The 13458-nt window shown below is 34.2% G+C and carries 19 protein-coding genes; 13 read left to right on the top strand and 6 right to left on the bottom strand.

Going from position 1 to position 13458, the window contains the following annotated elements:
- Window positions 1-82 precede the first annotated feature (82 nt).
- Genes BM227_RS04650 through BM227_RS04625 form a run of 6 tightly spaced genes read left to right on the top strand, consistent with a single transcriptional unit; the run spans window position 83 to window position 4123 of the window.
- Window positions 83-754 (top strand): DUF4198 domain-containing protein, encoded by a 672-nt coding sequence (locus BM227_RS04650; RefSeq protein ID WP_092911667.1) that lies wholly within the window; start codon window positions 83-85, stop codon window positions 752-754.
- Window positions 751-1167, top strand: a complete 417-nt coding sequence (locus BM227_RS04645) for a hypothetical protein (protein ID WP_092911665.1) — start codon at window positions 751-753, stop codon at window positions 1165-1167. The genes BM227_RS04650 and BM227_RS04645 overlap by 4 nt, the downstream gene beginning before the upstream one ends.
- A 2-nt stretch (window positions 1168-1169) precedes the next feature.
- Window positions 1170-2144: a transporter gene (locus tag BM227_RS04640; protein ID WP_092911663.1), complete on the top strand. Its 975-nt coding sequence runs from the start codon at window positions 1170-1172 to the stop codon at window positions 2142-2144.
- 15 nt (window positions 2145-2159) lie between these two features.
- Window positions 2160-2807 (top strand): energy-coupling factor ABC transporter permease, encoded by a 648-nt coding sequence (locus tag BM227_RS04635; protein WP_092911661.1) that lies wholly within the window; start codon window positions 2160-2162, stop codon window positions 2805-2807.
- Window positions 2794-3348: a hypothetical protein gene (locus BM227_RS04630; protein ID WP_092911659.1), complete on the top strand. Its 555-nt coding sequence runs from the start codon at window positions 2794-2796 to the stop codon at window positions 3346-3348. Before BM227_RS04635 ends, BM227_RS04630 begins: the two co-directional genes overlap by 14 nt.
- The gene (locus BM227_RS04625) at window positions 3341-4123 is read left to right on the top strand and encodes an energy-coupling factor ABC transporter ATP-binding protein (protein ID WP_092911657.1); all 783 of its coding nucleotides are present in this window, start codon (window positions 3341-3343) and stop codon (window positions 4121-4123) included. Before BM227_RS04630 ends, BM227_RS04625 begins: the two co-directional genes overlap by 8 nt.
- 1 nt (window position 4124) lies before the next feature.
- Here the strand turns inward: BM227_RS04625 and BM227_RS04620 are convergent, their stop codons facing one another.
- Window positions 4125-4550, bottom strand: coding sequence for a c-type cytochrome (locus BM227_RS04620; RefSeq protein WP_092911655.1), 426 nt, complete (start codon window positions 4548-4550; stop codon window positions 4125-4127).
- A 119-nt stretch (window positions 4551-4669) separates the two neighbouring features.
- Between BM227_RS04620 and BM227_RS04615 the strand changes: the two genes are divergently transcribed.
- From BM227_RS04615 to BM227_RS13150, 7 genes are all read left to right on the top strand, one after another.
- Window positions 4670-5338 (top strand): response regulator transcription factor, encoded by a 669-nt coding sequence (locus BM227_RS04615; RefSeq protein WP_092911653.1) that lies wholly within the window; start codon window positions 4670-4672, stop codon window positions 5336-5338.
- Entirely contained in the window at window positions 5310-6488 is a 1179-nt protein-coding gene (locus BM227_RS04610; protein ID WP_092911651.1) for a sensor histidine kinase, read from the top strand. The genes BM227_RS04615 and BM227_RS04610 overlap by 29 nt, the downstream gene beginning before the upstream one ends.
- Complete coding sequence (locus tag BM227_RS04605; RefSeq protein WP_092911649.1) at window positions 6476-6811, top strand: hypothetical protein; 336 nt, start codon at window positions 6476-6478, stop codon at window positions 6809-6811. Before BM227_RS04610 ends, BM227_RS04605 begins: the two co-directional genes overlap by 13 nt.
- 138 nt (window positions 6812-6949) lie before the next feature.
- Window positions 6950-7183 (top strand): DUF4492 domain-containing protein, encoded by a 234-nt coding sequence (locus BM227_RS04600; RefSeq protein WP_317066511.1) that lies wholly within the window; start codon window positions 6950-6952, stop codon window positions 7181-7183.
- Between the two features lie 13 nt (window positions 7184-7196).
- Window positions 7197-8726, top strand: coding sequence for a cytochrome ubiquinol oxidase subunit I (locus BM227_RS04595; protein ID WP_092911647.1), 1530 nt, complete (start codon window positions 7197-7199; stop codon window positions 8724-8726).
- Window position 8727: 1 nt separating this feature from the next.
- Window positions 8728-9858 carry a cytochrome d ubiquinol oxidase subunit II gene (gene cydB / locus BM227_RS04590; RefSeq protein ID WP_092911645.1) on the top strand — a complete coding sequence of 377 codons (1131 nt, stop codon included), beginning with the start codon at window positions 8728-8730 and terminating at the stop codon, window positions 9856-9858.
- Between the two features lie 11 nt (window positions 9859-9869).
- Window positions 9870-10001 carry a hypothetical protein gene (locus BM227_RS13150; RefSeq protein WP_281244300.1) on the top strand — a complete coding sequence of 44 codons (132 nt, stop codon included), beginning with the start codon at window positions 9870-9872 and terminating at the stop codon, window positions 9999-10001.
- Window positions 10002-10007: 6 nt separating this feature from the next.
- On the opposite strand, the gene pdxA is transcribed toward BM227_RS13150, so the two are convergent.
- From pdxA to tgt, 5 genes are read right to left on the bottom strand one after another with little or no spacing between them, the layout of a single operon-like run.
- Window positions 10008-10961, bottom strand: coding sequence for a 4-hydroxythreonine-4-phosphate dehydrogenase (gene pdxA / locus BM227_RS04585; RefSeq protein WP_092911643.1), 954 nt, complete (start codon window positions 10959-10961; stop codon window positions 10008-10010).
- Window positions 10958-11737, bottom strand: coding sequence for a pyridoxine 5'-phosphate synthase (locus tag BM227_RS04580; RefSeq protein ID WP_092911641.1), 780 nt, complete (start codon window positions 11735-11737; stop codon window positions 10958-10960). Before BM227_RS04580 ends, pdxA begins: the two co-directional genes overlap by 4 nt.
- Before the next feature lie 21 nt (window positions 11738-11758).
- Window positions 11759-12001: a type II toxin-antitoxin system RelE family toxin gene (locus BM227_RS04575; RefSeq protein ID WP_092911639.1), complete on the bottom strand. Its 243-nt coding sequence runs from the start codon at window positions 11999-12001 to the stop codon at window positions 11759-11761.
- Entirely contained in the window at window positions 11998-12255 is a 258-nt protein-coding gene (locus BM227_RS04570) for a type II toxin-antitoxin system RelB/DinJ family antitoxin (protein WP_177201992.1), read from the bottom strand. The genes BM227_RS04575 and BM227_RS04570 overlap by 4 nt, the downstream gene beginning before the upstream one ends.
- Window positions 12256-12310: 55 nt before the next feature.
- Complete coding sequence (gene tgt, locus BM227_RS04565) at window positions 12311-13429, bottom strand: tRNA guanosine(34) transglycosylase Tgt (RefSeq protein ID WP_092911635.1); 1119 nt, start codon at window positions 13427-13429, stop codon at window positions 12311-12313.
- Between the last annotated feature and the right edge of the window lie 29 nt (window positions 13430-13458).

Raw genomic sequence — 13458 nt, 5'->3', positions numbered from 1 at the left:
ACATTGCTGCTGTTATACTCCCGTTCGAAGCTGATGTATCAGGCCTGAACAGCTTTTGAAAGTAAAAAGATAGGAGTGTTTAATGAAAGTAGTATTAGCTATGCTTATGCCTATACTTATGTTTGCTCATGATGTTTGGATCGAAAAAGATGGGCAAAACTGGACTCTTAACTATGGTCATTTGCATCTTACAAAAGAGCATGGCGGTAAAAAAGTTATGCCTTACGATCCAAAATCTGTAATAAATGTAATATGCTCAAATGGTGGTAAAGTGATAAAGCCACAGGTAAATGAGAGTTACCCTTTTGTTGTAAAAGGGGAGTGCGATGAACTATTTATATTGATGGATAATGGCTACTTTACCAAAACACCTTACGGTACTAAACATCTTCCAAAAGATAAAGTAAAAATGGCTATTAAGAGTTGGCGAAGTTTTGAGAGTGTTAAGAGAGTAGAAAAAAACTCTAAAAAGCCAATATCTGACAATCTTGAAATAGTTTTACTTAAAAAGCCTGAAAGTGTAGGAGAGAAGGCTAGATTGCAACTATTTTACCACTCAAAGCCTGTTAAAGATGTTGTTGTAGCTTATGATGACAAGGTGAGAGGAACAACAGATGAGGATGGGAAGATAAATATACGCATTAGACATAGCGGTCTTCAAAACATAAAAGCAACACTTCGTGAACCTTGTGGTAATGGAAAGTGTGATGAGATAGTTCATACAACTGCACTCAATTTTGAGGTAAAAGAATGAGAGTTTTAACAGTTTTGTTATTTGCAATGATCTCACTATTTGCACACGATCTTCACCATAAGATTATCTACAACAGTGCTGTAGTTGTAGCTTTTTCATTCAATGGTTCAGAAGATTTTTCATACAAGCCGTATGAAGTCTATGCTCCCAAGAGTGAGATCCCATTTGCAGTTGGAAGAACTGACAAATATTCTCGTGTCATTTTTTTGCCTGATCAAAAGGGTGAGTGGGTTGTTAAAGTTATGAGTGAAGATGGTCACGGAGCTGTTGTAAAAGTGGCTGTCGATAAAGATATGAAGATTGTTGATGGTTCTCAAACACTATATGAAAAGTTTGCAAAAATGTTTGTAGGTATTGCATTGATTATAGCTATTTTTACTATATTGTCATTTATAAAGAAGAGGAGAGATTAATTATGAAACGAATACTTTTTGGATCGCTACTACTATCATCTGCACTATATGCACATCATGGTGTTGCATCTGTTGGTGTAGGAGGATTGGAAGGACCTGGAGCTCCAATAGAGACTACAGCTTCAACACCGCTACCTGAAGGAAAGTATCTTGGGTATATGAAGGTAGACTATGTAAATTTTGAGACATATACTCCTGCTAGTGATGATGAGATGAAGAGACATAACTACTGGATGTATGGACTAGGGTATGGATTTACATCATATTTTAGCGGTTATATTTTTGCACCTTACTATGTTAAAACTTTTGACAATGGTGAAGAGACAAGTGGTTTTCATGATATTAACCTAATGGGAGTTTTAGGGTTTGCTTATGATGATGGTTTTAAACTTGTACCAAAAAAAGAGAGTTTAGATGATATGGAAGATTGGCATTTCAGCACTTTTTTTAATGTATCATTGCCAACAGGAAGTCCGTCTCAAAAGAAAAGTGATGGAACATACTTTGATCCAAGTGTTCAACTTAGCTTTGGTAAACCATCTTTTATGCTTGGAGTCAGTGCTACAAAGTGGTTTGGTAATAGATGGACATTTATAGCTGATACTTCATACAATACATTTTTAGAATATACTTATCCAGATGGCACAAGTGTAAAGTATGCTGATGAAATAAGGCTAAATACAGCCCTTACTTATAGACTATATACAAATGCAGAGAGTAAATTTCGAGTCGATTTTAATATAGAGGCTAACTATCTTAACTTAGGGCGTGATAAAGTTGATGGAGTATATGAGAGTGCTACCGGCGGTCATATTTTATATGATACAATTGGCTTTCGCATATATAAAGGAAGCATTAGTGCAGGATTTGGGATCAAAACTCCAATGTGGACAGATTTGAATGAAGAGAGTCAACAGCAGGGTGCTGAGGGAAAAGAGGATTATAGAGCACTCTTTACTTTTTCGACACTATTTTAATTAAGTAGGTAAACAATGCATATTCCTGACGGATTTATATCACCTCAGACTTATATACCGGTTACAGGTGTAACAGTAGCACTTTGGTATATGGCATTTAAAAAAGCTAAATTAGAGAGTGATCAGATATCATTTCTTGCTACACTTTCAGCACTTAGTTTTGTGCTTATGCTTATAACTATACCGTTGCCTGGAGGGACATCAGCGCACTTGAGTGGAGTTGCGCTGATTGCACTCCTTTTTTCTCCTTATTTGGCATTTGGTGCAATCTCAATGGTCATAGTCATTGAAGCACTCTTTTTTGGTGAGGGTGGTGTTACTACACTTGGTATAAATGTATTGGCTATTGCATTTATAGGAAGTTTTACAGCTTACTATACTTTTAGGGCTTTAAAACGGGTGAATGAAACCTTTGCTATATTTGCTGCAGGATGGATAGGAGTTAATGCTCCTGCCCTCTTTGTAGCTTTTATTTTGGGTATTCAACCTATTATAGCTTCATCTGCAGGAGAGCCACTCTTTTTCCCATTTGATCTTAAAACGACAACTATTGCACTAATGGTTCCTCACTCAATGATTGGGATTATAGAGGGTATTGTAACTGTTGCACTCTATAGGTATCTTAAAAAGAATTTTAAGACGGTGTTTGATGAAGATAAATAGAGATCAGGTTATACTTCTATTCTATCTATTGGCATTGGTTTTATTTACATCAATACATGAACCAATGTTACTATTGTTAGGATTATCTATACTTTTTTTAGTATCAGGGAAATCTTTTTTCTATCTATTTAAAAAGACAGTAAAGAGTCTGTTTATAACACTAATTGTAGTCTCTCTTTCATATATTACAATGGGTCTTTTTAAAAAGATAGATCCAAATTTTCTGATTTTACTTAATCTTCGTGTTGTCTTGCTTACATTTATGACTTTTCTTATGCTTGAAAGAGTAAATCTTTTTAAAGCTCTCTCTTTTTCGAAACAGCTTAGCGCTCTTGTTGCTATAGCATTTTCACAAATGACAATTTTTAGAAGAACATTTTCAGAGTTTAAAATGGGGTATGCATCTCGTACCGTCAAACCAACTTTTTCAACGTGGCTAATATCACTTAAAGCAGCACTGCTATACTTTTTAAACAAAACTCTTCATACATCAAAAGAGATAACCAATGGAATGAAGAGTAGAGGATTTTTTAATGATTGAGTTAAAAGATGTATCATTTGATCATATAGACTTTAAAGGGCAAAGAAAAGAGTTGTTACGTGACATCTCTTTCTCTATAGAAGAGGGGGAGAGGGTTGTTCTACTTGGAATTAACGGAAGCGGAAAGTCAACTCTTTTGAAGATAATGGATGCTCTAATTTTCCCAGAAAAGGGTGAGCTTTTTTACCGTGGTGAAAAGATAGATAAAAAGAGTATTAAAAAGTTATCTCGTAGCTTTAGAAAAGATGTTGTATTTTTAATGCAAGATCCAAATATGCTGCTTTTTAATGCAACAGTCAGAGAAGAGATAGAGTTTGGTTTAAGGGAGTTTGGATTTGATAATATTGAAGATCGTGCTGAAGAGATAGCAAAAAAGTTCTCACTGACAAAATACCTTGATACACCACCATTTTTTCTTAGTGGAGGAGAGAAGCAAAGAGTTGCATTGGCAGCTATTTTAGCTGTTGAGCCAAAACTGCTTTTGATGGATGAGCCTACATCAAGTCTTGATCCGGTAACAACAGCTTGGCTTGTAGAGTTGATTGATGAGCTTGAAATTACAACTGTTACATCTACTCATAACCTATCTCTTGCTTCAGAGCTTGGCGATAGAGCATTGGTTTTAAGCCACGATCATAAACTTCTCTATGATGGAGATTTAAAGACTCTTTTAGATAAAAAAGAGTTGATGATAGAGGCAAGGTTGATGCACCGTCATAAGCATCGCCATGACGGTGTGGAACACTCACATTATCATATTCATGATTGGAATTAATTTAACGCTGTAACGGCATTCCCATACCCATTCCCATACCTTTAGGGTGTTTGAAACCTGATGGTGGGAATGTGTCGAACATATAAGATGCTATTGCTTTTAACTCATCTTTTGTAACTGCACCTTTTTGTGATGGCATAAGTCCAAATCGTCTGATTGAAGGACATAGAGCCTTCTCTTTAGATGGATTATGTGCATAATCTACAATAAAATTTACCGCATCTGCTTTGTTAGGATATCTATCTTTTACATGAAACATTACTCCAGCAGCTGGTGGTGCTACCATTTGTGAACGTTGTTGTGGTGTAGGTTTTGTTGTCATATGGCAGAATGCACACTTTTGTTCAAACAGTGTTTTTCCATCAGCTGCAAAAAGAGAGACTCCTAAAGCTACAGTAAATGCTGAGTATCTTATAAGTTGCTTCATAAACTTTAATCCCTTAATTAAAAAATTTTAGGAGAGTATTATAGCTTTAAAAGGTGAACACAAGATGAAATATTACGCTAAAATAATTTAAAATTTAAATTTTAATATAGGGCAAATGTTTGAAACCAAAAATATTTTTACTAGAAGATGATATTGAGTTGAGCAATACTGTTGTACAGTTCTTATCTGCTAATAATTTTGAAGTGGTACAGAGTTTTGATGCACAAGATGCTATTGAAAAGCTTTATGAAGAGCATTTTGATCTACTTTTGCTTGATGTTAAAGTTCCTATAAAAAATGGTATAGAGCTTTTAAAAGAGATTCGTCAAGATGGTAATGAAACACCTGCTATATTTATTACATCTTTACATGGTGTTGATGATGTTACAAGTGGATTTGAAGCAGGGTGTGATGATTATATTAGAAAACCTTTTGCTTTAAAAGAGTTACTTGCACGAATAGAGGCAGTAATAAAAAGGCATTATAAAAGTATTGACAAAATAGTTAGAATAGATGATAGAAGCAGTTTTGATACACTTAATTTTATACTCAAGGTAGATGGTAATAGGGTATCACTAAAACCAAAAGAGGCTAAATTACTTGCATTTTTTCTACAAAATCAAAATAAACCTTTAACAAAAGAGGAGATTTTCAATAATATCTGGGATTATAATGAAACTCCAAATGAGGGAAGTTTAAGAACATTTGTAAAAGTTTTACGAAAATATTTAGGAAAAAATCGTATTGAAACCATAAAAGATGTTGGGTATAGATATGTTTCCGAGTGAAAAGCGTAGTCTAAGACGCTTTCTTGCTATCTATATTTTATCTACTCTTATATTTATATCTGTTGGGTTGAGTATATTTTACCACTATGAAATTCATCAAATTTATGACCATCAAAATGAGATGCTCAAAATAAAAACAGATGTTATAAAATCAAAACTACATGAGCTTCACTCAAATCTTTGGGGCAAATTGAAATACCCTGTAATAAAAGGTATTAAGAGTGCGGTTTATGATATAGATAGAAACTATTTGATAGGTGATTTTAAACCTAAAAATATTGAGTGGAGTAGAGATTTTTGGCAGTATAAAGATAATATTTATCATCGTACTGAATTGTATCCGTACTATATAGGTGCAGCTACAATAGTAACTGCAGCGCCTATTGATTATAAACCAATATATGAACTTAAAATAAAAATTGCAGTAGCATTTTTTTTGAGTCTGCTTTTTGCAGTTTTTATTGCAAAGTGGCTTGGGAAACTTTTTTTAGCTCCTGTACATAATACTATGGAATTAATAGATAGGTTTATAAAAGATACAACTCATGAGTTAAATACTCCGATTAGTACAATTCTAACCAATATTGAACTCTTTAAAAGTTTGCATCCTGAGTTTGAAAAAAGTGAAGAACTTAATAGGATTGAGATAGCATCTGGGAGATTGAGTCGAATTTATGATGATCTAGCATATCTGCAGCTCAAACATAAACGACATAGAAATATTGAATCTGTAAACTTTTCAGAGTTACTAAAAGAGCGATTGACTTTCTTTAACACTTTAGCTAGCAGAAAAGGTATAAAGATAGAAACAGCTATTATTGATGGAGTTATACTTAGAATAGATAGAGAGGATGCCTCTAGACTTATAGACAATCTGCTATCAAATGCAGTGAAATATACTCAGCCAAAAGGATTAGTAACTGTAGAACTTTTTGAAAATGGTTTTATTGTTAAAGATAATGGAATAGGTATGAATGAAGATGAGGTAATAGACTCAACCAAACGTTTTTTCAGAGCAAATAAAAGTGAGGGTGGTTTTGGATTAGGTTTAAATATAGTTAAAGAGATTGTGGAGTTTTATAATATGAAATTTGAGATTGCAAGTAAAAAAAGTTTAGGAACAAAGGTAAGTATTTTATGGGAAAGGTAATTTTTATTTTTATTTTTTTATTGCAATCTATGGCATCAGAGAGTAATTCATTGCAAAAATGTTTAGTATGTCATAAAAATAGTGCACCTCCTTTTGCTATGGTTTATAGACGATACTTAATGCTTTATAGTTCAAAATCTGAGATTAAAAAGAGAATGGTTGACTTTTTAATTGCACCTTCAAGAAATAAAAGTTCTATGCCAGAGGGAATGAAGATCCGTTTTTATCCAGAAAATCATCCTATTTATAGTTATGATGAGGTAAATAAATCTGTAGATGAAGTGATTAATAGAGAAGATATTATTAAAAAAATCACTTTTTAGAAATAATTTTTTTTTAACGAGAAAATTTATAATTATTACAGCATCTTATAATCTTTAATTGGGCTGAAATATTTAATCTTCTTAAAAAAAGTCTCATTAATTAAGCTATTATCATTCATTATTCAAAACATAAAAATCTTGGAAGGAACTGTCTTGTTCAATTTGATTAAGAATATTATCAGCTTCTATGTTGATGGGTTTCGTTCAATGCAATTAGGAAAAAAATTGTGGGCTATTATTTTTATAAAGATTTTTATACTCTTTGTAATTATAAAGTTACTTTTTTTTCCTAATGTTTTGAAAGAAAACTTCAAAAACGATCAAGAAAGAAGCAGTTACATTCTTGATCAATTGACACAGACAAATCCATAAACAGGGAGGAAATATGGAAAATATAGATGTACTGACCGACTGGTCACGTGCTCAGTTTGCGCTAACAGCGCTATACCATTGGCTTTTTGTACCATTGACACTTGGTTTGACATTCATCGTCGCAATAATGGAGACGATCTATGTCAAGACAGGAGATATATGGTGGAAAAACACAACTAAATTCTGGATGGGACTGTTAGCAATCAACTTTGCTATCGGTTTGGCAACAGGAATCATTATGGAGTTTGAGTTTGGTACCAACTGGTCTAACTATTCTTGGATTGTTGGTGATATATTTGGAGCTCCATTGGCTATTGAAGGTATTATGGCATTCTTTTTAGAGTCAACATTTTTTGCTGTAATGTTCTTTGGATGGGATAAAGTAAGCAAAAAGATGCATCTTCTTTCTACTTGGCTTGTTGCAGTCGGCTCAAACCTTTCAGCTCTATGGATTTTGGTAGCCAACGGCTGGATGCAAAATCCTGTAGGTATGAAGTTTAACCCTGATACTGCTAGAAATGAGATGGTCAATTTTTGGGAAGTTCTTTTTAATCCAAATGCATACAGTAAGTTTTTACACACTGTAAGTAGTGGGTATGTTCTTGCATCTTTGTTTGTTATTGCTATAAGTAGCTGGTATATTCTTAAACATCGTGAAATAAAGTTTGCTAAAAGAAGTATTGTTGTTGCGGCAAGCTTTGGTTTGATCACATCTTTGTTTATGTTGGCAACTGGAGATGAATCTGCTCATAGAGTTGCACTGAATCAGCCTATGAAACTTGCTGCTATGGAAGGGATTTACAAAGGTAAAGATCACGCCGGTATTATTGCAGTAGGTGTTTTAAACCCTGAAAAAGAGGTAGGAGATGATAAAGATACTTTCCTATTTGAACTTGAGATTCCATATGCTCTATCTTTTTTAGGTTATCACAAAGTTGATGCATATGTTCCAGGGATTGATGATCTTGTATATGGAAATAAGAAACTTGGTATTATGAGTGCATCTGAGAAGATAGAGAGAGGAAAAGAGGCAGTTTCTGCATTAGCAGCATACAAAGAGGCTAAAAAAGCAGAAAATATGGAGTTGGCACAAGAGGCTCTAAATAGATTTGAAGCTAATAGTAAATATTTAGGTTATGGTTATCTAAATGATCCAAAAGAGGTAGTACCAAATGTACCTATAACCTTTTATGCATTTCACATTATGGTAGGTTTTGGTAGTTGGTTTATTGCACTCTTTTTCATTATTCTTTACTTTGCTATGACAAATGATTTGGATAAAAAAAGATGGATCCTTTGGGCTGCTGTTATCTCTTTGCCATTAGGATATATAGCACAAGAGGCAGGTTGGATTGTTGCTGAAGTTGGTAGACAACCTTGGGCTATTCAAGATATGCTACCGGTAGGTATGGCAACTTCAAATATGGCATCTACTAATGTTGTAATAACTTTTTGGATGTTTGCAGTTTTGTTTACAGCTTTGCTTATAGCGGAAGTAAAGATTATGGCAAAACAGATCAGCATCGGACCAAAGGAGCACTAAAATGTTTGAAAATCTATCTTATCTGACTCTTCAAGAGTATTGGTGGTTTCTTGTTGCAGTATTAGCCGGTATGTTTGTTTTAATGACATTTGTACAGGGTGGACAGACTCTACTGCATACACTTGGTAAAACTGAATCAGAAAGAGATGTCATTGTAAACTCTCTTGGACGCAAATGGGAGCTTAGTTTCACCTCTTTAGTAATGTTTGGTGGAGCTTTATTTGCAGCTTTTCCACTCTTTTATGCTGTTAGCTTTGGAGGTGCATATTTTGTCTGGATGGCTATACTTTTTTGTTTTATAATTCAGGCAGTAGCATATGAGTATAGAAAAAAACCTGACAATCTATATGGCGAGAGAACATTTGAAACTTTTATGTTTATCAATGGAAGTCTTGGAATCATTTTAATCGGTATAGCAATAGGAACTCTTTTTACTGGAGGAAGTTTCATAGTAAATGATATGAATCTATCTCATTGGACTGAGCCTACTTATGGTCTTGAAGCAGTTTTAAACCCATTTAATGTAGCATTTGGTTTTATGCTTTTTTTCCTTGCACGAACACTTGCAAGCCTATACTTTATCAATAATATAAATGAAGAGACAATAGTAACTCGTGCAAAAGCTGCACTTAAGAGATCTACAATTCTATTTTTGATTGCATTTTTGTATGTGGCTGTGAATTTACTTGTTATGAAGGGGTATGCTTATGACCCTGTTACAAAAGTTGTATATGTTGAAGAGGGAAAATATCTGCATAACTTTTTAGATATGCCTTTGGTATTGGCTGTGTTTACAGCTGGAGTTTTTCTTTTACTTACAGGTATTTTTGTAACTCTTTTTAAGAAAAGCAAAAAAGGTATCTGGTTCAGCGGTACTGGAACTGTACTGACTGTTATTGCTCTATTTTTAATACTTGGTTTTAACAATACAGTATTTTACCCATCACTCAGTGATTTGCAAAGCTCACTTACTATAGAAAATAGTTCAGGTAGTCAATATACTCTTGTAGCAATGAGCTATGTATCGCTTATGGTTCCATTTGTTTTAGCATACATAGCTGCTGTATGGCGTGCAATGGATAGTAAAAAGATTACAATCAAAGAGGTCGAAGAGGACCCTCACCACTACTAAAAGGGGAGAGTATGGAAGCAATTATTTGGTATTCAGTTTGGCCGGTGGTTATCTATGTTTCTTGGAAATTTGTAATGCTTAATATTAAGCACTTTTCTAAAATGGAGCGGCTTGAAGAGCTTGAAAAATCAGTAAAAAACTAATTTTTATTAGCGGCTATCTCTCTTTTGCTTAATTTCGATAGCCGCCTTTACTGCTTCAATATAGCTTTTTAAATTTACGGGACGGTTTTTTTGATATGCTATATCAAAAGCTGTTCCATGATCTACAGATGTTCTTACAATAGGAAGATTTAGACTTACATTAATGCTTTCATCAAAATATAGTGCTTTTAATGGTGCCAAACCTTGGTCGTGGTACATTGCTACATAGTATTTAAATGATTCTCTCATTTTTGGTGAGAATGCAATGTCTGGGACAAGAGGACCTATGAATGTTGGATGTTGGATGTTGGATGTTGGATGTTGGATTATAGTTTGGTTGGCTTCTTTGATCGCTTCTGTTATGATCTGCTCTTCATTGCCTAAAACTCCGTTGTCTCCTGCATGTGGGTTTAGTCCTAATACACCAATTTTTTTTGCTCCTGTCTCTTTTTGAAAATCAGTCAAAAATTTTACAAGAGTCTCTTTTTTAATTTTTTGAGGTACCTCTTTTAGCGGTATATGCTCTGTAAAGAGTGCGACATACATTTTTTCGCATCCAAGCATCATTATGGCCTCTTTTTTAAAGAAGTCTCTTAGTGCATCGGTATGACCTTTATAATTGATGCCTGCTTTCATCCAGGATTCTTTGTTGATTGGAAGAGTAACAACAGCATCACACTCTTTTGTTTTAACAGCATCAACAGCTTTTTTAAATGATGCAAAACTGTAAGCTCCTGCTTCAGCAGTAGTTATACCAGGATGAATAGTACAAGCAGGAGCAGGGGAGACAAAAACTAAATTTTTAGGTAATTTAAGATCCAACTTTTCTGCTGCTTGTTCAAATAGATCTATTCCTGCAAAATATACTGGATGACAAAATTCAGATATTTTTTCGTGTGCTTTAAGAGCAATTTCTAGACCTATACCATTAGGATCACCTATGCTTATTGCTATTTTCACCTTAATATATCCTTCATCTCTCTTACTGCAGCTTCAAGTCCTGTAAAAACACTTCTTGCAATTATGCTTTGACCAATATTAAGCTCTTCAATAGACTCTATTTCAACTATTGATTCAACATTTTGGTAGTTTAGTCCGTGTCCAGCGGCAACTTTTAAGCCTAGAGACTTAGCATAATCAGCCGCATCTTTTAGTAGTTTAATGCTCTCTTGAAGTTTTGTATGTAACTCCCTGCGAGAGAGTTCAAGCTCTTTAATAGAGTGATGAGTATGAGATAGATTTGAGTAGAGCATAGCATATATATTTGCGTATGTTCCTGTATGCAACTCTATCCATTCTACTTTCATATTTGAGGCTTGTTTGATTATCTCTATATCTGGATCAATAAAAAGTGAAACTTCAATTTCATTTTTATGAAGTTTTTCAATAGCCTCTTGTGTACGATCGGCATATGAGATAATATCAAGACCACCTTCAGTAGTAACCTCTTCACGACGCTCCGGCACAAGCGTTGCACGGTGAGGTTTTAGGTCGCAGATAATTTCGATTATATCTTTATCTATAGAGCATTCAAGATTTACAGGTAAACTACTTTGCTCTACTATACGTTTGGCATCTTCATCGTGTATATGTCTTCTATCTTCTCTTAGATGTATGGTAATTTGATCTGCTCCTGCACGTTTAACAATACCAAGAGCTTCAACAGGATCAGGATCATTAATTTTTCTAGCTTCTCGCAGAACTGCTATATGATCTATGTTTACTCCAAGTTTCACTTTTCTCTCCTTAAACAGTGTTTAATATGCTTCTTTTCTATGTTTAATTCTAGCTACAATAATCAGACCATCTTCAACATCAAATAAAACTCTATAATCTCCAACTCTTAGTCTAAATGCAGGCTGATGATTTTTTAACTTTTTAATATTTGAGATATTTGGAAAATTTTGTAGCTCTTGAATTTGTAGTTTTATTTTTGTTTTATGTGGTTCAGCAATTTTTTGAATATCTTTTGCTGCACTTTTTCTAACTACTATTCTCATAATTTCATAAATTCATCTAATGGTATAGTCTCTTCACCTCTGGTTTGTTCAATAAGTTTATAGTCTGGATCATTTTTATCAATGACTTCAACATCTTTAGGTAGTGCTAGTTCAAATGGTATCTTTTTTTCCATTGCAACTTTGGCTAAAAAGATATTTACTGCATCTGTAAAAGATAGATCAAAACTGTCAAAAACTTTTTTAGCCTCTTTATAAAATCTCTCTTCTACTCTTACACTTGTTTGTATTTTCATTTTGTAAGCCTTTATATTGGAGTTTATTTGATTATACTTCATATGTGGTACATTGTCAATTTCTCCTATTATAAAACTCTCTTTTGAATGCCTGAAACTCACCTTTTAAAATAGCTTCACGAGCCTCTTTGACTAAGTTTAAGTAGTAGTGCAAGTTATGCAGTGATGCAAGTCTAAAATAGGTAAGCTCTTTTGCTCTATATAGATGGTTTAAGTAGGCTCTGCTGTATCGTTTACAGGTATAGCAGTCACAAGCAGGATCAATTGGTGTATCATCAAGTTTGAAACGGGCTGATTTAATGTTTATTTTTCCAAAAGTTGTAAACAAAGTTCCATTTCTGGCATTTCTTGTAGGCATAACACAGTCAAACATATCAATGCCTCGTTCAATATTTTCCACTAAGTCTTCCGGTGTTCCTACCCCCATAAGGTAGCGAGGTTTATCCTTTGGCATAAAAGGTGTTGTAAATTCAACAGTATCATACATTGCCTGATTCTCTTCACCTACGCTAAGACCTCCTATGGCAAAACCGTCAAAATCCATAGCACAAAGTGATTCAGCAGATATTTTTCGAAACTCTTTATCTATACCACCTTGTATGATGGCAAAAATATTTTGGTTTACACCAATTCCATCTGACTGTTTTTCTCTATGGTATGTTATCGACTCTTTCGCCCAGCGTGTAGTTCTGTCAATCGATAGTGTTAAACGCTCTTTAGTTGCGGGAAGTGCTACAAGGTCATCAAGAATCATCATAATATCGCTTCCAAGATTGTACTGAATGTCTAGTACTTTGGAAGGGGTAAAGTAGTGTTTACTACCATCAATATGGCTTCGAAACATAATTCCTTTTTCATCTGCTTTGCTTATGTCGCTGAGACTGAAAGCTTGAAAGCCTCCACTGTCTGTCAAAAAACTGCGATCATACTTTGTAAAACCGTGAAGTTTTCCAAGTTTGTTTACTGTCTCATCTCCTGGTCTTAAATAAAGATGATATGTGTTAGCTAAGATGATCTGAGTATCAAGTATTTCTCGCATATCATTTGTATCAAGAGCTTTAACTACTGCACTGGTTCCAACAGGCATAAAAATAGGGGTTTGAATGGTACTGTGAGCAGTTTGAATTGTACAGGCGCGTGCATTTCCATCAATGGCATCAAGGTTGAATTTCATTACTTTTATCCTAATTCGCTATAATTTCC

The organism is Hydrogenimonas thermophila (genome assembly GCF_900115615.1).
In the GTDB taxonomy this organism is placed as follows: domain Bacteria; phylum Campylobacterota; class Campylobacteria; order Campylobacterales; family Hydrogenimonadaceae; genus Hydrogenimonas; species Hydrogenimonas thermophila.
The sequence above is the reverse complement of the archived record's forward strand: the minus strand, read 5'-3'. Positions and strand labels throughout refer to the sequence as shown.